We start from the raw sequence: 19,909 nt of genomic DNA, 5'->3' as shown, positions 1-19,909 counted from the left end.
TAGCATGGCGCATCAAAAAAGCTTGAGGCGCTTTTCAAAGCGGAGGCGAGGAACATCATGGACGATTTGACCCCAGAGACGGAACCGGCAAGCAGCGGGGCCAGGCGCGGCCGCGGCGAGCGGGGAGCGGCAGGCCGCCGCGCGGCCCGCGCAGGCAACGGTCCCGGTGTCTCCTTGCCCTATATCACCCGCAAAATCGGCGTCTACGAGGTGCTGGACGAGGAGGGCCTGGCTCTCATCGAGCGCAATGCGGATCTGATCCTCGAAGAGATCGGCATCGAATTCCGCGAGGACGAGGAGGCGCTCGAGCTCTGGGCGAAGGCGGGTGCCGACGTCAGGGGCCACCGGGTGCATTTCCCCAAGGGCCTCTGCCGCGAACTCCTGAAGACCGCACCGAGCGAATTCACCTGGCACGCGCGCAACCCGGAGCGCAATGTCCAGATCGGCGGCAAGGCGACAGTGTTTGCGCCGGTCTACGGACCTCCCTTCGTGCGCGACCTCGACGGCAAGCGCCGTTACGCGACGATCGAGGATTTCCGCAATTTCGTGAAGCTCGCCTATATGGCGCCGTCGATGCATTCGTCAGGCGGCACGGTCTGCGAGCCGGTCGATGTGCCGGTCAACAAGCGGCATCTCGATATGATCTACAGCCATATCAAGTATTCCGACAAGCCGTTCATGGGATCGGTCACCGCGCCGGAACGTGCCGAGGACACCGTCGCCATGGCGAAACTGGTGTTCGGCGACGAATTCGTCGAGAACAATTGCGTCACGCTGAACCTTATCAACGCGAACTCTCCGATGGTGTTCGACGGGACCATGCTCGGTGCGCTGAAGGTCTATGCGCGGCACAACCAGGCCTCCGTCGTGTCGCCGTTCATTCTCTCCGGCGCCATGAGCCCGGTGACGGTAACCGGCACGCTGACGCAGATCCTTGCCGAAGTGCTGGCGGGTGCTGCGCTGACGCAGCTGATCCGCAAGGGCTCGCCGGTGCTGTTCGGTACGTTCGCGGCGTCGATCTCGATGCAGTCCGGCGCTCCGACCTTCGGCACGCCGGAACCGTCACTGGTCTCTTACGGCGCGGCCCAGCTCGCCCGCCGCCTCGGCCTGCCGTTCCGTACCGGCGGTTCGCTGTGCGGCTCCAAAGTGCCGGATGCCCAGGCCGCGCACGAATCGGCAAACACGCTCAATACGACGCTGCTTGCCGGCACGAATTTCGTCTTGCATGCCGCCGGCTGGCTGGAAGGCGGCCTGGTGTCGTCCTACGAGAAATTCATGATCGACCAGGACCAGCTCGGCATGATGCAGAAGATGGCGCAGGGTGTCGATCTGTCCGAAGAAGGCCAGGCCCTCGACGCTATCCGCGAAGTCGGTCCCGGCAGCCATTATCTCGGCTGCGCCCACACCCAGGCCCATTTCCAGACGGCCTTCTATCGTTCGGCGCTGATGGACAACAATTCCTTCGAACAGTGGGAGATCGAGGGCGAGAAGCGGATCGAGCAGCGCGCCAACGCGCTCTGCCGCTCCTGGCTCGACAGCTATGAAGCGCCGCCGCTCGACCCCGCGATCGACGAGGCGCTGCTCGCGTTCATCAAGGATCGCAAGGATTCGATGCCCGACGCCTTCACCTGAAGAGAGCCCGATGCCGCCAGGGAGCAAGGCGGCGCCAGACTGGTCGCCGATTTCGTCCAGGAAGGGGTTTGGCGCCCCCACTACAAATACCAGGGGCCTCGGTGAGGCCGCCTTCACCAGTTGTCGACGAGATTGCCGCGGGGCTCGAACTCCACGGCATTTTGGTCCGCGGCGTGGTGAATTTCGGAGCGGGCGAGGGGCCGTTGCTAGGTGACGGCTCCGCTGCAAGGTCCGTCGTGCTGCTTGGCAATGTCGGCGGTTCGATCTGGCCGGCGTTCACGGAATGGCGAAAAGGCCATGACGGTCCCGATCCCCTCGACACGTGGTCGAAGTCGTTGATCCGGCCGCTCGCCGAGCAGCTCGGAGCCGCTGCCTATTTTCCCTCGGACCCGCCCTGGCAGCCGTTCCAGCAATGGGCGATGAAGGCCGAAGGTCTGAAGTCGTCGCCGCTCGGCATCCTCATCCATCCGGAGTTCGGGCTCTGGCACGGCTATCGCGGCGCTCTCGGCTTTCCCTTTGCGATAGGGAAACCGCCTGATGAGGCCAAGCACCCCTGCGAGAGCTGCGCCGAAAAGCCCTGCCTGTCGGCCTGTCCCGTCGATGCGGTCGACCCGTCGGGCTTCGACACTCCCCGATGCCGCGCGTATCTTGCAAGCGATGCGGGCAAGGCGACGTGCATGGTCTCCGGCTGTGTTGCCCGCAATGTCTGTCCGGTCGGGGTGCAGCATCGCTACCCGCCGGGGCAGCTCCGGTTCCATATGGAAGCGCTGATGCGGTGAGCTCAAAATTTTTCTCGGGTATCCCAAGGAATTTCCCGAGTGAAACGTCTAAGCTCTTGGGCGACGGAAAAGCGGGCGGATAAGTGAGCGCGGAAATCCTCGATAAGGCATGCCAGGGCGACCGCAATGCGTTTTCTGCGCTCGTCGAGACGCATTACGATTTCATTCATGCCGTCGCCTGGCGCTGGTGCGGCTCGCAAAGCGATGCGGAAGACATCGCCCAGGATGTCTGCATCCGCTTGGGCAAGGCGATCCGCAGCTTCAAGGGGCAGTCGGCGTTCCGCACCTGGCTCTACACGCTGACACTGAATGCCGTGCGCGACCATCAGCGCCAGTCCTCCCGCCGGCGACGGGATCATGACCGGCTTGCAAACGACCCGATCTTCTTTTCGCATCTGGAGCCGGAGGAAGACGATCGCGGCAACTGGCTGTGGGCGGCGGTGCGCCGGCTGCCGGAAAAACAGCGGGATGCGGTCCTGCTGGTTCATGGCGAAGGGCTCTCCCATGCGGCCGCGGCGGGCATTCTCGAGTGCAGTGAAAATACGGTCTCCTGGCATCTGCACGAGGCGCGTAAACGATTGAAGGACCTTCTGAAGAAGGAGGCGGTTTGACCATGACGGACGAATTCGACCAGCTCGGCAATTTAGCCCCCGCGCCCCGCGCTTCCGATGCGGCACGCACCCGCGCGCTTGCCGCCGCCATGCAGGCGTTCGACGAGACGGAAGAAAATACCGCGCGCAGCAAAGGAAGTTCCTGGTGGCGGCGTCAAAGCTCCGTTCTCAACCGGATCTGGAGCGCCCGCATGTTCACCCAACACCGTTATCTCGCCGGCTCGGCGCTTGCGACGATGCTGATCATTCCCACAGCAGCCCTGCTGACATTCGAACTGACGCGCGGAAACCTGCCGAACTCAGGCCAGGTCACCCTGCCGCAAGTCCTGGACGCGCCGAAGCCCACGGCGGAAAGAGTTCCGGTGCCGACGGTCGCGAAGCCGCCTGAACCGCGCCAGCCGGAAGCGGGGCGGGGGAATGACGCTGCGCAAACGGCTCAACCCTCCAGGCAAAGCGATTTTGTCGAGTCGGACATTGCCCGGCTGCTGAACAAGCAGGAGGCCAGCGGTGGTGCGGCCAAACGAAGCGTGGCGCCCGCTCCCATGGCACCGCCGCCGGTCCTGGCCGAGCGTGCGGTACCTTTGGCCGCCGCTCCCCGTTATGCGCCAACCGAGCGCGAAATCCTGCCGCCGCTCGAAGAAAGCCGCGACCGTTTTGCCAATGCCGACACCAATCCGGTGAAAAGCGTTGCAACCGATCCGGTCTCGACCTTCTCGGTCGACGTCGATACCGCGTCCTATGCCTTCGTCCGACGCTCGCTGCTGGAGGGACATCTGCCCGATCCCGGCAGCGTGCGTGTCGAGGAGATGATCAATTATTTCCCCTATGACTGGCCACGGCCGCAGACGGCAGACGAACCGTTCCGTACCACCGTCACCGTCACGCCGACGCCGTGGAATAGCGGCACGCGGCTGATGCATGTGGGGATCAAGGGCTTCGAGACCGCGTCCGCCGCGCAGCCTGCCGCCAATCTCGTTTTCCTGATCGACGTCTCAGGCTCGATGAACGCGCCGGACAAGCTGCCGCTCCTGAAAAGCGCCTTCCGCCTGCTGGTCGGCAAGCTGAAGCCGGAGGACAAGGTCTCGATCGTCACCTATGCAGGCAATGCCGGGACGGTGCTCGAGCCGACGTCCGCCCGCGAACGGGACAAGATTCTCGCCGCAATCGACAATCTTCGGCCCGGCGGCTCGACGGCCGGCGCCGAAGGTATCGATGCGGCCTACCGCCTGGCCCGTCAGGCTTTCATCCAGGGCGGCGTCAACCGCGTGATGCTTGCGACCGACGGCGATTTCAACGTGGGCGTATCGAGCGACGAAGAGCTCAAGCGGATCATCGAGCAGCGCCGCAAGGACGGCATCTTCCTGTCGGTTCTTGGCTTCGGAAAGGGCAATCTCAACGACAGCCTGATGCAGACGCTCGCTCAGAACGGCAATGGCACGGCCGCCTATATCGATACGCTCGCCGAGGCGCAGAAGGCGCTTGTCGACGAGGCCGGCTCGACGCTTTTCCCGATCGCCAAGGACGTCAAGATCCAGGTGGAGTTCAATCCGCAGCAGATTTCCGAATATCGGCTGGTCGGTTACGAGACCCGGGCCCTGAAGCGCGAGGATTTCAACAACGACCGCGTGGATGCCGGCGATATCGGCTCCGGCCATGCGGTGACGGCGATTTACGAGGTGACGCCCAAAGGCAGTGCCTCGGCGCTCAACGACCCGCTTCGTTACGGCCCTGCCGCGGCGTCGGCGCCAATCCCGGTCTCCAATGAAATGGCCTTCGTCAAAATCCGCTACAAGCAGCCGGATGGCGACGCCAGCAAGCTGATCACCACTGTTGTCACGGAGATGAATGCGGTGCGCGACTTCTCGGCGGCGCCTCAGGACGTGCGTTTCGCCACGGCCGTCGCCGCCTTCGGTCAGAAACTGCGCGGCACCGATGCGCTCGATGCCTATCCCTACCGCTTGATCCTCGACATGGCGCGCAACGCCCGCGGCGAGGACGCGTTCGGGTATCGCGGCGGGTTCCTCGACCTGGTGCGGCTGGCCGAGACCCTGGACCGTCGTTAGGGTAATCAGACCTTGGGATAGGCCCGCTCCAGGCCGCCGGAGCGGGCCAGCCCATCGCGAAATGCCGAATAGGCCGGATGCTGGCTGGACTTCGCCGCTTCCATCAGCCGGATCTGCAGCCGGGCAGGGGCGGCATTGCCGATCCATTCGCCGCATTTCTGCAGCTTCAACGAATTGAGGAATTTCGCCTCCGATGCGTTATGCAGGTAGAGGTGCAACCCATCGAGCATCAGATCGTCGGACGTCGGATTGTCCATCAGCAGCGCGAGCCAGGACTGATTTTCGGCGGAGAAAGCCGAAAGGCTCTCCGCTACCGTTTCCCGACTGCCGATCGGGGATATGTTTGCCATGTCTGTGTCCTTCAGCCTCACGCGTCAGCCGCGGCGGCGACGTCTTTCCCGGGCGGAATCTCCGCCCGATTCACTGGCGGTCTTATTGCGCAGCGGGCCGATCTTGTCGACGATTTCCTCGATCGTCGGTCTCGGCCGGGGTGTATAGCTGTCGAGCGCGGCGCGCATTGCGGCCAGATGTTCGCAGGACGTGCCGCAGCATCCGCCGATGATTTTTGCTCCGGCATCGCGTGCGAGCCTTGCATATTCGGCCATCAGCGGCGGCGTACCGGAATAGAAAATCTCCGAACCGCGAAATTCCGGAATGCCGCAATTGCCCTTGACGATGGTGACGGCATCGGGATCGGCCGCCGTCATGTCGAGCAGGCTCGACAGGATATCGGATGCGCCGACACCGCAATTGGCGCCGACCGCGACCGGGCCTTCACCGATGTCCTTAGCCACGCCGTGGATCTGCTTGGGATCGAGGCCCATCATCGTCCTGCCGGCCGTGTCGAAGGAACCGGTATAGGTATAGGGAAGCCCGACCTTGACGGCCGCTTCGGCCGCCGCGCGGATTTCCTCCGGCGAGGACATGGTCTCGATCCAGGCGACATCGGCGCCCCCGGCCTTCAGGCCCTCGATCTGTTCCGCGAAGGCCGCGACCGCGTCCTCATAGGTCATGGCGCCGAGCGGCACCAGCAGTTCGCCGGTCGGCCCGACCGAACCCGCGACGATCACCTTGCGGCCGGCCCTGTCTGCCACCTTGCGGGCAATCTCGGCGGCAAGCCGGTTGAGTTCGTGCACCCGGCCTTCCGCCTTGTGCAGCTTCAGCCGTTGGCGCGTGCCGCCGAAGGAATTGGTGAGGATGATGTCTGCGCCTGCGTCGACGAAATCCTGATGCAGCTTCTCGATCTTTTCAGGCGCGGCCTCGTTCCACAGTTCCGGCGCTTCGCCGGCTTCCAGGCCCATGGCGAAGAGATTGGTGCCGGTCGCGCCATCGGCCAGCAGCACGCCCTTTTCGGCCAGAAGTTCGGTCAGTGCGTTGGCGGTCGGCATGGCGGCGCTCCTTGCGATGGAAATATCATATAAAGAAACCTTTATATGATTGCAACTCGCAGCCGCATGCCTCTTCGCGACGCCGGCGGCTTCACCAGCGGCGGTTCAAGCAATCGCGTCAGAGCGACGCCTTGATCTTGTCGGCGACGTCGGGAGCGACCCACTTGGTCCAGATGTCCGGACTGCTTTCCAGAAAATGTTTGGCGGCAGCTTCGTTGGTGCTCTTGTTCGCTTCCTGCCAGGCGAGCACGCTGTTGACCGTCGTATTGGTCCATTTGCGCCTCTTGATATAGTCCATCGCCACCTCGGCCTTCTGGGCGAATTGTCTGGTGACCAGGGTGAAGGCCTGGGACGTCGGATAGGAGTTGACCTTCGGGTTCGGGCAGTTGGGCACTGCGGTGCAGGCGTCCCAATCGGCCTTGTCGTGCGGGACGTTGAAGGAGAGCTTCACCATCTCGTATTTGCCGAGGAAAGCCGTCGGAGCCCAGTAGTATCCGAGCCACCCGGTCTTTTTCTCGAAGGCGTTGCTGATCGAACCGTCGAGGCCGGCGGCAGTGCCGGTATCGATCAGATCGAATTTCTTTTCCTCGGCCCCAAGCGCCCTGAACAGGTTGGCGGTGGAAACCTGGCAACTCCAGCCGGACGGGCAGTTATAGACGGCACCCCTTCCGGGCTTCTGCGACCCAGGGAAAAGGTCCGGATGGGTCAGTGCCTGCTGCACGGTCTTGATATCGGGATGCGCGTCGGCCAGGAATTTCGGGATCCACCAGCCTTCGACGGCTCCGTCGGAAAGGATCTCCGCGCCGACGATCATGCGGCCCTCGGCAACGGCCTTGTCGAGTGTAGTGCGCACCGAGTTGATCCAGAATTCCGGCGCGAGGTCCGGCTGGCCTCTTTCGTTCATGGACGTGAAGGTCGGAAGCGTGTCGCCCGGGACGAGCTGGACCGTGCAGCCGAAACCTTGTTCCAGGATTATCTTGTCGAGATTGCCCGCAATGCCGGCCGAAGCCCAGTTCATTTCGGCGATCGAGACAGTACCGCAGTCCGCCGAGGCTGACCCTGTGAAAGCATAAAGACCGGCGGCAAAGACCGTGGAAGCGAGGATTTTTTTCATTCAGCGACCTCCCGGTCTTTCCTTTCACTGTTCACTTCAATCGAGCGCGAGGTGGTGCACACCGCTGGATTCAGTCCAAGCAGGCTGTCGAGAGTATAGGTCTCGTTCGCATCTGCCACAGCTTTTCACGGATACTGTGCATTTATTATGTCAGTTCAAATGACGGTACGTCTTCCTCCTCAGAAATCAACATGCACATACCCACGCGATCCTGCGGCTGGGCCTTTTCCGGCAGCCGCCGCCGCTCACGGCGTCATTCCTTCGCAAAGAACAGAAAAATCGAGAAAATCGCGCGGCTTATGGAGTTCACTAACCATCCGGTAAGAATGTGGCGTTATTGCTTTTCATGCGGGCGGTTAGCTCGCGCTTGGCGCCGGATCAGGTAGTGCGTACCGGTCGCCCTTGCCGTCCGATGGCAGGCCCCGTTTTGTTGGCCCGCGGACACTTCACTTCTTCGTTGTCAAATTCGTGATGGGTCAATACGGGGCCACGGCCTCCTTTGCCCGACGTGCGGATTTGTGGCCGAAAATCGGCTGGCCGGACCCGGCCAGCCGTGGCGGCCTGTGTCGATGAAGCTGATCGACGGCAAGCGGTGTTGGTTGACACCCGGCGTATATGGCTGCACCATTCGACGGCAATGGAAATCCAGAGACATCATCACCAACAGGGCCGGACGCCTCTTGTCTACGAATCGTCCGGTCCCCTCTGGTTCAGGCCACTTTCTCCATGACACGCAATGGCCACGTTACCCTTGTCCTCGGCGGCGCCCGCTCGGGCAAATCCGGTTTTTCGGAAAGGCTTGCCAAGGAGAGCGGCCTGGAACGGCACTACATCGCCACCGGCCGTGCCTATGACGAAGAGATGCACGAGCGCATCGCCCGACATCGCGCGGATCGCGGAGGCGGCTGGACCACACATGAAGTGCCTCTCGATCTGGTGGAGCGACTAACCGAGATCGATGCGCCGGGGAGGGTCATCCTTGTCGATTGCCTGACGCTCTGGCTCACCAACCTGATGATGGACGAGCGCGATATCGACACTGCCGCCGCCACACTCGTGGGCCGGTTCGAAAGCCTCTCAACGAAACTGATCGTCGTCTCCAACGAGGTTGGCCTCGGCATCGTGCCGGACAACAAGATGGCGCGGGAGTTCAGGGATCATGCCGGAAGGCTGCATCAGCGGATCGCGGCATCTGCCGACGAGGTTTTCTTCGTGGCCGCCGGTCTGCCGCTCAGGATGAAGGGCTAGAAGCCCAACCAGACGCGGACGGGATGGGTCGGATCGGCAAGCAGCTTCAGGGCGAGCGCCAGGCAGGAGATGACGAGCAGCGGCTTGATCAGTTTGGCGCCGTTCTTCATGGCCATCCGCGAGCCGACCTGGGCGCCGAGGAACTGGCCGACGCCCATGATCAGGCCGATCTTCCAGAGCACGGACCCGGTTGCCGCAAAGACCAGGAACGATCCGAAATTGGAGCCGAGATTGATGAGCTTGGTATGGGCGGTCGCCTTCAGCATGCCAAAGCCGGCGAGCAGCACGAAACCCAGCATGTAGAATGAGCCGGCGCCGGGCCCGAATATGCCGTCATAAAGGCCGATCAACGGGACGATCGTTACTCCGAACACGAAGGGCGTCACCCGGCGGTGACTGTCGATATCGTTGAGATTGGGCTTGATGGCGAAGAACAGCGCGATGGCGATCAGCAGGAAGGGGATTGCCGCGGCAAGCCAGCCTGCCGGCACCAGAGACGCAAGCGCGGCGCCCACGGCCCCGCCGATCATCGACATCGCCGCCATCGGCAGCTGGCTTTTCAAGTTCACATGGCCACGGCGCGCATAGGCGATCGTCGCGGATGCCGATCCGAACTGCGACTGCAGCTTGTTCGTAGCAAGCGATTCGAGCGGCGGAATGCCGGCGATCAGCATCACCGGAATGGTGATGAGCCCGCCGCCGCCGGCGATCGAATCGACGAAACCGGCAAAAATGCCGGCAAGAAACAGCAGGAAGAGGAATTGGAATGCTAGGTCGGTCAAGGGGAGGAGACTCTGTCGGCGGAAGCGCATCCGGACGGGTGCGGCGCGCTTCTCGCATCGAACCGTCACGACTGCAACCGCCTCCAGCGGAACCCCAGCCATGTTGCTTCCGGGATTGCGCATCATCGGTTTGGCGTTATTGTGCGCGGCTTTCGAAGAGCCGAACGAGGAAAAGCTTATGCACAAGGTCATTTTCGATACGGATCCTGGCGTCGACGACGCGATGGCACTGCTCTTTCTGCACCGCCACCCGGAAATCGATCTTCTCGGCGTGACGACCGTTTTCGGCAATGTTCCGCTCGATCTCACCACCCGCAATGCCCAGTTCCTGCATCGGGAATGGGGAATTTCAGCCCCCATTGCCAAAGGCGCCGATAAAACCATCGATCCGCTGCGCAGTGACGATCGCGCGGCTTCCGTCGTGCACGGTCTAGACGGTCTCGGCAATATCGGCCTGCCTGAAACGATCGACTGGCCGCTCGATCCCCGTCCTGCCTATCAGTTTATCATCGATACCGTGCGCGAAAATCCGGGCGAGGTGACGCTGATTGCCGTCGGCCGCATGACCAATCTGGCGCTGGCGCTGCAGGCCGATCCGGATTTCGCCGGTCTCGTCAAGGAAGTCGTCGTCATGGGCGGCGCCTTCGATGTGAACGGCAACGTCACGCCGGCAGCGGAAGCCAATATCCATGGCGATCCCGAAGCCGCCGACATCATCTTTACCACGCCGTGGAAGGTCACCATCGTCGGTCTGGACGTCACGATGAAGACGATCATGACGGGGGAATATCTTGCCGACATGGCCAAGTCGGGCGAAAAGTCGGTGCAGCTGCTGTCCGACCTGTCGCAATATTACATCGAATTCTACAAGAGCCGGGTCGGCATTTCCGGCATGGCGGTGCATGACAGCACGGCCTGCGTCTATCTGGTAAGGCCGGATCTCTTCATCCTCCGCAGTGGGCCGGTGCGAGTCGTCTGTGGCGGCATTGCTGACGGCGAAACGATCCAGGCCCCCGACAGCAGCCGCAAGTTCGTCGGCACGGCCTGGGACGGCCAGCCGAGCCAGTGGGTGTGCACAGATGTCCGATCGGGCGAGGTTCTGGAGGTAATCCGGGCCGCGCTGGTCGATAGCCGGGCCTCCGGCGCCTAGCCGATTGCTGTTTAGGCAACAGTTCCGGTGCAAATTTTCATGCGGGAAGACGAAGCCATTGGCATTTGTGATCGATTTCCCTATGTGGAACCTTGATTTTGATATTCTGCGAAGGACATGGGCGTGACTGCTACATTCGACAAAGTTGCCGACATCATTGCTGAGACCAGCGAAATCGATCGCGAGACCATCACGCCGGAAAGCCACACGATCGATGACCTGGGCATCGACAGCCTGGATTTCCTGGATATCGTGTTCGCCATCGACAAGGAATTCGGGATCAAGATTCCGCTGGAACAGTGGACCCAGGAAGTGAACGAAGGCAAGGTTTCGACCGAAGAGTACTTCGTCCTGAAGAACCTGTGTGCCAAGATCGACGAGCTGAAGGCGGCGAAGGGCTGATCGTACCGATCATCCCGGGCCGGCAATCTCATGCTGCTCGAATATTTCCAGATGATCGACCGCGTCGTGGCGGTCGATCTCACGGCTAAAGTGCTGAAGGCGCAGTCCGTCGTGCCGTCCAAAAGCCCTGTCTTCGAGGGCCATTTTCCCGGAATGCCGCTGGTGCCGGGCGTGCTGCTGATCGAGACCATGGCGCAGGCCTCCGGTTTCCTGGTGCTTGCTGCCACCGATTTCGCCGCCATGCCGTTTCTGATGTCGGTCGACGGCGCCAAGATGCGCACTTTCGTCGAGCCAGACGCGGTTCTCGACATCGAGGCGTTTCTGGAGCATGAGGGATCGGGGTATGCGGTGACCAAAGCGAAGATCACCAGCGCCGGCAAGAAGGTCTGCGACGCCCAGCTCAAGCTGCGCACCATGCCTTTCAGCGAAATCCCGCTGGCGCCGATCGTCCGCAAGCGCGCCGAAGAAGTCGGCCTGATGGACGCGATCGCCGCAAGCGCGTAATAGCCCACCCATCGAACCCGGTGTGCAAAGAGGACATTATGAAGTCTGACAATGATGTCGTGATCACTGGTATCGGGATCGTCACCAGCCAGGGCGTTGGCAAGGAGCCGCATATCGCGCTTCTGTCGGCGGCCGAAACCGGTGCGCCGAATGTCGAGACCGATCGTTTCGCGCCGTATCCGGTGCATCCGATGCCGGAGATCGACTGGTCGGCGCAGATCGCCAAGCGCGGCGACCAGCGCCAGATGGAGAACTGGCAGCGGCTCGGTGTTTTTTCGGCCGGTCTTGCGCTCGACGATTCCGGTCTCAAGACGGATGCCGATGCATGCGCCTCCATGGACATGATCGTTGCCGCAGGCGGCGGCGAGCGCGACATCAAGGTCGATTCGCTGATCGTCGACGAGGCGCTGAAGCGCAACGACCGTGAAATGCTCTTGAACGAGAAGCTGACGACCGAGCTTCGTCCGACCCTGTTTCTGGCCCAGCTTTCCAACCTAGTCGCCGGCAATATCTCGATCGTCCACAAGGTCACCGGTTCGTCGCGCACCTTCATGGGCGAAGAAGCGGCCGGCATCTCCGCCGTCGAGACCGCCTTCCACCGCATCAAGGCCGGCCAATCGACCCACAGCCTGGTCGGCGGCGCCTTCATCGCCGAACGGGCCGACATCATCCTTCTGGTCGAAGGCATCCAGGCGCATGCAACGGGCGGCTGGCATCCGCTCTGGTCGCGCTCGGCCGACAATGGCGGCGGCATGATCATGGGTACGGTCGGGGCCTTCCTGGTGCTCGAATCGCGCGCCCATGCGCAAGCCCGCGGCGCGCATATCTACGCCGTCATCGACGCGATCGAGGGCGATCGCGGCAATCGCGACGAGGGCAGGCTCGAAAAGCGCCTCAGCCGTCTTGCCGGCCATGCCTCTGGCATTTCGAAGGCCGATACGATCGTGTTTTCCGGCGCGAGCGGCGTCGTCGATCTCGCGGCGCGGGAAAAGGCGGTGCTGGAGACGGAATTCCCCGGAGCGGCGATCCGCGGCTTTGGCGGTGTCACCGGCCACGGCATGGAAGCGCAGTTCCCGCTCGGTCTCGCACTCGCGGCACTGACCTTGGATGGCGCGGCGAAAGTTCCCACATTCGATGCCCGGAACGAAAAGCCGATGGCGGCGCCCGCGAAACATGCGGTGGTGACGACAGTCGGTTATACGCGCGGCGAGGGCCTTGCAGTCCTCTCGGCCGCGTAAAGGAGATTTTGATGAGCGACAACCGCTTCAAGGATCATCTCGGCCGCCCGATCATCGCGATCACCGGCATGGGCGTCATCACCTCGCTCGGCCAGGGTCTTGCCGACAACTGGGCGGCGCTGACGTCAGGCACCTCGGGCATCCACAAGGTGACCCGCTTCCCGACGGAGGGCCTGTCCACCCGGATCAGCGGCACGGTGGATTTCATCGCTGTCCCGGCCGAAAATTCCGTCGAACGCTCCTTTGCCTTCGCCCGCGAGACAACCACCGAAGCGCTTGCCCAGTCGGGTCTTTCCGGCGATTTCGACGGACCGCTCTTTCTTGCGGCACCGCCAGTCGAGCCGGAATGGAGCGACCGTTTCGCGCTGGCCGATCGCGCTCCGCCATCGAAGACCGAAGGCGACGCCTATGACCGTTTCCTCGCCGCCATGCGCGAGCGTCCAGATCCGGTGTTCCTCGAAGCCGTACAGTTCGGCTCGATCTCCGAACGCCTTGCCGACAAGTTCGGCACCCGCGGACTGCCCGTGACCCTCTCGACGGCCTGTGCCTCCGGCGTCACGGCCATCCAGCTCGGCGTCGAAGCGATCCGCCAGGGCCGCACCGACCGCTCGCTGGTGGTTGCGACCGACGGTTCTGTCAGCGCCGAGGCGCTGATCCGCTTCTCGCTGCTTTCAGCACTCTCCACCCAGAACGACCCGCCGGAAAAGGCTTCCAAGCCGTTCAGCAAGGATCGCGACGGGTTCGTCATCGCCGAAGGCGCGGCGACCCTGGTGCTCGAATCGCTCGAATCGGCAATCGCCCGCGGCGCCAAGGTGCTCGGCATCATGAAGGGCTGCGGCGAAAAGGCCGACCATTTCCACCGCACCCGTTCCTCGCCGGACGGCGGCCCGGCGATTGCGACGATCCGCGCGGCGCTGGCGGATGCCGGCATGGACGAAAGCGGCATCGGCTACATCAACGCGCACGGCACCTCGACGCCGGAAAACGACAAGATGGAATATGGTGCCATGCTCGCCGTCTTCGGCGATCGGCTGAAGGAAATCCCGGTTTCCTCCAACAAGTCGATGATCGGCCATACGCTGACGGCGGCCGGAGCTGTCGAAGCCGTCTTCTCCATCCAGACGATGCTGACCGGAACCCTGCCGCCGACCATCAACTATACCAACCCCGATCCGACCATCGTGCTCGACGTCGTGCCGAACAAAAAGCGGGACGGGCAGCCCACGGCGGTGCTTTCCAACTCATTCGGCTTCGGTGGACAGAACGCCAGCCTTGTCATGACGCTGGAACCGGCTTAGAGACCGTCGCCAATCACGTTTGACGAATTGGGACGCCTCCGGGCGAAGGAAGACCTATTATGCGCGCTCTGCAACTGATCGATGACCGGAAGCTCGAAGCGGTGGACATTCCCGAGCCGGAGGCCCCAGGCCCAGGCGAGGTAACGCTGCGGGTCAAGGCCGTCGCCCTCAACCATATCGACGTCTGGGGCTGGCGCGGCATGGCATTCGCCAAGCGCAAGATGCCGCTGACGATCGGAGCGGAAGCCTCCGGCGTCGTCGAGGCGATCGGGCCGGGCGTATCGAGCGTCCTTCCGGGCCAGCTCGTATCGATCTACGGCGCGCGTACCTGCGGCCTCTGCAAGCCCTGCCGTGAGAAGCGCGACAATCTTTGCGAACACGTCTCCGGCGTGCACGGCTTCCATCTGGACGGTTTTGCACAGGAGAAGGCCAACCTTCCGGCTCGCCTGCTGGTTCCGGCACCTCCGGGCGTCGATGCGGTTGCCGCAGCCCTCGCACCGGTCACCTTCGGGACCGTCGAGCACATGCTGTTCGACAATGCCAAGCTGCAGCCGGGCGAGACCATCCTCGTCCATGCCGGCGGCTCCGGCATCGGCACGGCGGCGATCCAGCTCGCCAAGAAGATCGGCTGCACGGTTATCACCACCGTCGGCTCCGACGACAAGATCGAGCGGGCCAAGGCGCTTGGGGCCGATCACGTCATCAACTACCGCACCGACCGGTTTGAAGGCGTCGTGCGCAAGCTCACCAAGAAGAAGGGCGTCGACGTCGTCTTCGAACATGTCGGCAAGGACACCTGGGCCGGTTCGATGCTTTGCATGAAGCGCGGCGGCCGCCTCGTCACCTGCGGCTCCACGTCGGGCGTCTCGACCGACATGAACCTGATGATGCTGTTCCAGCAGCAGTTGAAGCTGTTCGGCTCGTTCGGCTGCCGCATGGAGAACATGGCGAATGCCATGCAGAAGATGGCTCAGGGCATCGTTCATCCTGTGATCGACACCGAAGTCACCTTCGCCGAGATCGACAAGGCGCTCGAGCGGATGGAAACCCGCCAGGTGTTCGGCAAGATCGTCCTCCGGATGGACTGAGGCGTCCCCCGTGAAGATGTTCCTGACCCGGATCGCTCTGGCGCTCCTGCACTTCCAGCAATGGCTGGTGGCGCAGAGCGCGTTCGGGCTCCTGAATTTCCTGAAGATCTTTCCGGCGGATCCGGGCATCCGGTTCGCCGACAGGATGGCGCGTCGCATCGGGCCGAAGCTCGGTCGCCACAAGCTGATGCTCGTCAACCTGCGCAACGCCTATCCGGAAAAGACCGATGAGGAGCTGCAAGAGATAGCCATCGCGAGCTGGGGTCATATGGGCCGGCTCGCCGCCGAATACGTTTTCCTCGACCGGCTGTTCGATTTCGATCCCGAACAGGAGAAACCGGGCAGGGTGGAAGTCTCCGGCATTCCGATCTTCGCGGACCTGCGCGACAATCCGCGGCCGTTCATCGTCTTCACCGCACACACGGGCAATTTCGAACTGTTGCCGGTCGCCGGCAATGCGTTCGGGCTCGAAGTGACGGTTCTCTTCCGGCCGCCGAACAATCCTTATATCGCCGACAAGGTCTTCGCCTTCCGCAGCGCCCGCATGGGCCAGCTCGTGCCTTCGCATGCCGGCTCGTCCTTTGCGCTGGCGCGCAAGCTCGAAACGGGTGGTGGTGTCGGCGTTCTGGTGGATCAGAAATTCCGCAAGGGCCTCAAGACCAGCTTTTTCGGACAGCCCGTCCAGACGAGCCCATTGCTCGCTAAGCTGGTCCGGCAGTTCGACGCCGAAGTTTATCCGGCTCGCTGCATCCGCCTGCCGGGCAATCGATTCCGGCTCGAGATCGAACCGAAGATAGAATTGCCGCGGGACGCCAACGGCAAACTCGATCTCCAGGCGACCGGCCAGCTGCTCAACGACAAGGTGGAAAGCTGGGTCCGCGAATATCCGGAACAGTGGCTCTGGTACCACGACCGGTGGCATATCAAGCGCTATCTGTAAGCAGATTTCGAGACTTTTCGGACCGCGTTACTGCAATTTCTGTTTTATATGACCGGCTAGAAATCGCGTCTGCTTTTGAGGGATAAATTAATCTGATTCGCATTGAATAACGGAGGCGTCGATCTTGGGGAAGAATCGGCGATAATCTCCGGCACGAGGGGGAGGGCATTTTGGAAGCTTTGATCGATCTGTTCTGGTCAAAATATGCCGATCTGCGGCGGGCCGTCGAACGCAACGACGATGATGCAACCGCCTCGCTCGATCGTGACCTCGATCCGCTTCTGCTCACTGTCTTTTCGAGCCAGAGCAAGGATCCGGCCAGCATCCAGGCGCAATTCCGCTTCGCACTCGATCTCCTGAACGAGGAGGCCGACGACCGCGGCTGCGTCCGTCGCAACGGACATCTGCTGCAGATGCTTGTGGAACGCTACGTCGTTCCTGAGACCGGTCTGTCGGCCAATCGCCGTCCGGAACCGGAATCGCTCGATCATGGTGTGATCGCCGATGCGACGGCAGACGGTTTTCTCGACGACGCCCTGCTCAACCGGATTTCCGACCGCATCGTGGTGATCGCGCCGGGCTATCGGATCTTCTATTCCAACGAGACCAACGCGCGTCGTCTCGATCTGGCGCGCGACGCGCTGATCGGCCGGCATTTCGCGGAATTCGTCGGCCTTCATCGTTTCAAGAACGATTTCAAGCCGAACCTCGATCGCTGCTTTGCCGGCGAGAGCATATCATTGACTTACGCCGATCAGGCCAACGGCCAGACGGTCGTCGTCCGTTGCCGCATGTCTCCCTGCGTTTCCGGCTCGTCGCAGTTGATCGGCGCGCTTCTGGTCATGCAGGAAACTGCCGACCGACGCCGGCGCCCCGCGGCCTGACCCTTATTTGTCGGACCAGATGGCCAGCTCGTAACCCTCCGGATCGGCAAAATGGAAACGCCGTCCGCCCGGGAATGAGAAGATCGGCTTGACGATCCGACCGCCGGCTTTTTCGACCCGCTCAAGGGCGTTTTCCAGGTCATCCGCGAAGAGAATGATGAGCGGGCCGCCTCTGGCGGTTACATCCGCCGATTTCGCAAATCCTCCCGTCAGCCTTCCGTCCTGAAACTCGCAATAGTCCGGTCCGTAGTCCGTGAAAGTCCAGCCGAAGGCCGAGCCGTAAAAAGCCTTGGCGGCCTCGACGTCCTTCACGTTGAACTCGATATAGTCGATCTTGCGATCCGCTCCCCTGGTTCCCATCGGACCTTCCTATTTCTTTTCTTCCAGCAGGTTTTTCAGCGCTCTGAGATCCTTCCGCACATGGGCGGCATCTGCCTCGAAAGCCGCATCGTCGAGGCCCGGGCGCTGGAACAGCGTGAACATGACTTCCGCACCATCGCCGTTCGGCACGACGCGCAGCGGGTTCTCGACGACAAGGCCGTCTCCCATCGTCACCGTGTGGTCGAGGATGCCGAATGGATTGTCGGGAGAGAACCGCACGCGCACCAGACCGACCGGCCCGCCGTCGCCGATCCAGTCTTCACCGTCCGGGGTAAGCCCGGATGCAAGGCCGGATGCCCAGAGCGGCATGTTTTCCGGGCGGCTCGCGAAGGCATAGACGTGCTGCCAAGGTCTCTCGATGCCGATATGGATGATACGGGCGGGCAGGGTGGACATGGTGACCTCCTCGATTTTCCCTCGGTCTAACAGAAGAGAAGCAGCGGTTCTTGAACAAAGCGGACAATCAGCCGCAAAACTGCCTGCGGATCTCCTTGGGCGTCAAAGTCGTCAGTTCCTTCGCGTCGGGCGTCATATGCAGGGCGGGAAAGGCGGCGGTGCGGTGGGGGCCGATCACCAACAGTTGACCGCCGGCCCGGATCAGGTCCGCGCAGCCGTCCGGCATGACCGCAATCTGTCCCTCGAATTCCTGCGGCAGGCGATGCGACCAGACACGGGAAAACAGCCTCGAAAACGGCCCGTGCGCCGGCCGCTCTCGGTAAGTGCCGGCGCGCATTGCCAGGATCGGCGTATCTTTGGCCGTATTCATAACTCCTTGTGACATCCGATTTTGGCAGCCGCAAGACGCCGTCCGCCTCCGAGAAAACATGTCGCTGCGTCGCCGCTATGGAGACAGAGTGTCATGGAAATTTAATCGTTTAGCGTCGCCATCGCCTTGCCGTTTCCCTATATGAATGCGACAACACCCTCGAATCTCAATATGGAGGCACTTCCGTGGAACAGGCAGAAATCGGCCTTATCGGGCTCGGCGTCATGGGCTCTAACCTCTCGCTCAACATTGCCGAAAAAGGCAACAAGATTGCCGTCTTCAACCGCTCTCCGGAAGCGACCCGCAAGTTCTACGCCGAGGCCGGCGAATTGCAGGGCCAGCTTGTTCCCTGCGAGACGCTGGAAGAATTCGTCGCCTCCATCCGCCCGCCGCGGCCAATCATCATCATGATCAAGGCCGGTGATCCGGTCGACCAGCAGATGGAGCTTCTGAAGCCTTACCTTTCGGCCGGCGACATCATGATCGACGCCGGCAACGCGAATTTCCGCGACACGATGCGCCGCTTCGACAATCTGAAGGACAGCGGCCTGACCTTCATCGGCATGGGCGTTTCCGGCGGTGAAGAAGGTGCGCGCCACGGTCCGTCGATCATGGTCGGCGGTACCGAGGAGAGCTGGAAGCGCGTCGAGAAGGTGCTGACCTCGATCTCGGCAAAATTCAACGACGAGCCATGCGTCGCCTGGCTCGGCGAAAACGGCGCCGGCCATTTCGTCAAGACCATCCACAACGGCATCGAATATGCCGACATGCAGATGATCGCCGAAATCTACGGCATCCTGCGCGATGGCCTCGGCATGAGCGCGTCCGAGATCGGCGACGTGTTCGGCAAGTGGAACGAGGGCCGCCTGAACTCCTATCTGATCGAGATCAGCCAGACGGTCCTTAAGGCCGCCGATCCGATCACCGGTAAGCCGATGGTCGATCTGATCGTCGATGCCGCCGGCCAGAAGGGCACCGGCAAGTGGTCGGTCATCGAGGCCCAGAACATGGGTGTCGCCGCAACCGCCATCGAAGCCGCCGTCGCCGGACGCGTCCTGTCGTCCCAGAGAACCGAACGCCTGGCTGCCGAAAAGATCTTCGGCCTGCCGAAGGTCGCTGAGGCGCCGAAGGACAAGGCTGCCTTCATCGCCGATCTCGAAAGCGCGCTGCTCGCCGCCAAGATCGCCGCCTATGCGCAGGGCTTTGCGGTCATGTCGGCAGCATCCTCCGAATATAGCTGGAACCTGCCGATGCCGACCATCGCCAAGATCTGGCGCGCCGGCTGCATCATCCGCTCGGCCTTCCTCGATGAGATCACGTCTGCCTTCACCAAGGACCCGCATGTGGCGAACCTGATCGTCACGCCGGCCTTCGCCCAGATGGTCAAGGATACCGACGCCCCATTGCGTCGCGTCGTATCCTACGCCGCTCTCTCCGGCCTGCCGGTTCCAGCTCTTTCCTCGGCGCTTTCCTATTTCGACGCCTATCGTCGTGGGCGCGGCACGGCTAACCTCATCCAGGCACAGCGCGACTTCTTCGGCGCCCATGGCTTCGACCGCCTCGACGGCGTCGACAAGCACCATGGCCCGTGGGGCAGCGGCCTCAGCGAATTCGCCTGATCCTTGATCCAGACGACAAAAA

At 62.2% G+C, this 19,909-nt stretch carries 21 protein-coding genes; 14 read left to right on the top strand and 7 right to left on the bottom strand.

Annotated elements, in window-relative coordinates; translation table 11 throughout:
• The first annotated feature begins 57 nt into the window (after positions 1-57).
• The 4 genes from ACZ9EJ_RS07945 to ACZ9EJ_RS07930 all read left to right on the top strand — a co-directional run bounded on the left by ACZ9EJ_RS07945 (position 58) and on the right by ACZ9EJ_RS07930 (position 5,085).
• Positions 58-1,632 (top strand): trimethylamine methyltransferase family protein, encoded by a 1,575-nt coding sequence (locus ACZ9EJ_RS07945; protein WP_046640290.1) that lies wholly within the window; start codon positions 58-60, stop codon positions 1,630-1,632.
• Positions 1,633-1,733: 101 nt separating this feature from the next.
• Positions 1,734-2,411, top strand: a complete 678-nt coding sequence (locus ACZ9EJ_RS07940; RefSeq protein ID WP_046640289.1) for a 4Fe-4S dicluster domain-containing protein — start codon at positions 1,734-1,736, stop codon at positions 2,409-2,411.
• A gap of 83 nt (positions 2,412-2,494) precedes the next feature.
• Positions 2,495-3,022 (top strand): RNA polymerase sigma factor, encoded by a 528-nt coding sequence (locus ACZ9EJ_RS07935; RefSeq protein WP_046626423.1) that lies wholly within the window; start codon positions 2,495-2,497, stop codon positions 3,020-3,022.
• A gap of 2 nt (positions 3,023-3,024) precedes the next feature.
• Positions 3,025-5,085, top strand: coding sequence for a vWA domain-containing protein (locus tag ACZ9EJ_RS07930; protein ID WP_370649716.1), 2,061 nt, complete (start codon positions 3,025-3,027; stop codon positions 5,083-5,085).
• Between the two features lie 5 nt (positions 5,086-5,090).
• Here the strand turns inward: ACZ9EJ_RS07930 and ACZ9EJ_RS07925 are convergent, their stop codons facing one another.
• The 3 genes from ACZ9EJ_RS07925 to ACZ9EJ_RS07915 form a co-directional block, all read right to left on the bottom strand.
• Positions 5,091-5,435 (bottom strand): hypothetical protein, encoded by a 345-nt coding sequence (locus ACZ9EJ_RS07925; RefSeq protein ID WP_046626419.1) that lies wholly within the window; start codon positions 5,433-5,435, stop codon positions 5,091-5,093.
• A 24-nt stretch (positions 5,436-5,459) separates the two neighbouring features.
• Positions 5,460-6,473: a betaine--homocysteine S-methyltransferase gene (gene bmt / locus ACZ9EJ_RS07920; RefSeq protein WP_046640287.1), complete on the bottom strand. Its 1,014-nt coding sequence runs from the start codon at positions 6,471-6,473 to the stop codon at positions 5,460-5,462.
• Between the two features lie 118 nt (positions 6,474-6,591).
• Positions 6,592-7,587, bottom strand: a complete 996-nt coding sequence (locus ACZ9EJ_RS07915; protein ID WP_046640286.1) for an ABC transporter substrate-binding protein — start codon at positions 7,585-7,587, stop codon at positions 6,592-6,594.
• Between the two features lie 726 nt (positions 7,588-8,313).
• On the opposite strand from ACZ9EJ_RS07915, the gene cobU reads away from it, so the two are divergent.
• Positions 8,314-8,835: a bifunctional adenosylcobinamide kinase/adenosylcobinamide-phosphate guanylyltransferase gene (gene cobU / locus ACZ9EJ_RS07910; RefSeq protein ID WP_046640285.1), complete on the top strand. Its 522-nt coding sequence runs from the start codon at positions 8,314-8,316 to the stop codon at positions 8,833-8,835.
• Here cobU and ACZ9EJ_RS07905 read toward each other — a convergent pair.
• Positions 8,832-9,617: a TSUP family transporter gene (locus ACZ9EJ_RS07905; RefSeq protein ID WP_255737164.1), complete on the bottom strand. Its 786-nt coding sequence runs from the start codon at positions 9,615-9,617 to the stop codon at positions 8,832-8,834. The genes cobU and ACZ9EJ_RS07905 overlap by 4 nt on opposite strands.
• A gap of 178 nt (positions 9,618-9,795) precedes the next feature.
• Between ACZ9EJ_RS07905 and ACZ9EJ_RS07900 the strand changes: the two genes are divergently transcribed.
• The 8 genes from ACZ9EJ_RS07900 (at position 9,796) to ACZ9EJ_RS07865 (ending at position 17,121) form a co-directional block, all read left to right on the top strand.
• Positions 9,796-10,767 carry a nucleoside hydrolase gene (locus ACZ9EJ_RS07900; protein WP_046640284.1) on the top strand — a complete coding sequence of 324 codons (972 nt, stop codon included), beginning with the start codon at positions 9,796-9,798 and terminating at the stop codon, positions 10,765-10,767.
• Positions 10,768-10,884: 117 nt separating this feature from the next.
• Positions 10,885-11,169 carry an acyl carrier protein gene (locus ACZ9EJ_RS07895; protein ID WP_092662234.1) on the top strand — a complete coding sequence of 95 codons (285 nt, stop codon included), beginning with the start codon at positions 10,885-10,887 and terminating at the stop codon, positions 11,167-11,169.
• A 30-nt stretch (positions 11,170-11,199) separates the two neighbouring features.
• Positions 11,200-11,673, top strand: coding sequence for a 3-hydroxyacyl-ACP dehydratase FabZ family protein (locus ACZ9EJ_RS07890; RefSeq protein WP_046626409.1), 474 nt, complete (start codon positions 11,200-11,202; stop codon positions 11,671-11,673).
• Between the two features lie 38 nt (positions 11,674-11,711).
• A complete protein-coding gene (locus tag ACZ9EJ_RS07885; RefSeq protein WP_080955724.1) occupies positions 11,712-12,911 on the top strand; it encodes a beta-ketoacyl-ACP synthase in 1,200 nt (399 codons plus the stop codon).
• An 11-nt stretch (positions 12,912-12,922) separates the two neighbouring features.
• Positions 12,923-14,209, top strand: coding sequence for a beta-ketoacyl-ACP synthase (locus ACZ9EJ_RS07880; RefSeq protein WP_046640283.1), 1,287 nt, complete (start codon positions 12,923-12,925; stop codon positions 14,207-14,209).
• Between the two features lie 59 nt (positions 14,210-14,268).
• Positions 14,269-15,297 (top strand): zinc-binding dehydrogenase, encoded by a 1,029-nt coding sequence (locus tag ACZ9EJ_RS07875; protein ID WP_037082207.1) that lies wholly within the window; start codon positions 14,269-14,271, stop codon positions 15,295-15,297.
• Between the two features lie 10 nt (positions 15,298-15,307).
• Entirely contained in the window at positions 15,308-16,237 is a 930-nt protein-coding gene (locus ACZ9EJ_RS07870; RefSeq protein ID WP_046640282.1) for a lipid A biosynthesis lauroyl acyltransferase, read from the top strand.
• Positions 16,238-16,407: 170 nt separating this feature from the next.
• A complete protein-coding gene (locus tag ACZ9EJ_RS07865; protein WP_046640281.1) occupies positions 16,408-17,121 on the top strand; it encodes a PAS domain-containing protein in 714 nt (237 codons plus the stop codon).
• 3 nt (positions 17,122-17,124) lie between these two features.
• Here ACZ9EJ_RS07865 and ACZ9EJ_RS07860 read toward each other — a convergent pair whose 3' ends face one another.
• The 3 genes from ACZ9EJ_RS07860 to ACZ9EJ_RS07850 all read right to left on the bottom strand — a co-directional run bounded on the left by ACZ9EJ_RS07860 (position 17,125) and on the right by ACZ9EJ_RS07850 (position 18,268).
• A complete protein-coding gene (locus ACZ9EJ_RS07860; RefSeq protein WP_046640280.1) occupies positions 17,125-17,481 on the bottom strand; it encodes a VOC family protein in 357 nt (118 codons plus the stop codon).
• Positions 17,482-17,490: 9 nt separating this feature from the next.
• Positions 17,491-17,898, bottom strand: coding sequence for a polyketide cyclase (locus ACZ9EJ_RS07855; RefSeq protein ID WP_046640279.1), 408 nt, complete (start codon positions 17,896-17,898; stop codon positions 17,491-17,493).
• Positions 17,899-17,965: 67 nt separating this feature from the next.
• Complete coding sequence (locus ACZ9EJ_RS07850) at positions 17,966-18,268, bottom strand: hypothetical protein (protein ID WP_046640278.1); 303 nt, start codon at positions 18,266-18,268, stop codon at positions 17,966-17,968.
• Between the two features lie 185 nt (positions 18,269-18,453).
• Here ACZ9EJ_RS07850 and gndA point away from each other — a divergent pair, with 185 nt between their 5' ends.
• Positions 18,454-19,887 carry an NADP-dependent phosphogluconate dehydrogenase gene (gene gndA / locus ACZ9EJ_RS07845; protein WP_046640277.1) on the top strand — a complete coding sequence of 478 codons (1,434 nt, stop codon included), beginning with the start codon at positions 18,454-18,456 and terminating at the stop codon, positions 19,885-19,887.
• Positions 19,888-19,909 lie beyond the last annotated feature (22 nt).

It is taken from the genome of Neorhizobium sp. USDA 3394, from assembly GCF_056280385.1.
Note: the sequence above shows the minus strand (reverse complement) of the source record. Positions and strands in the feature narration are given on the sequence as shown.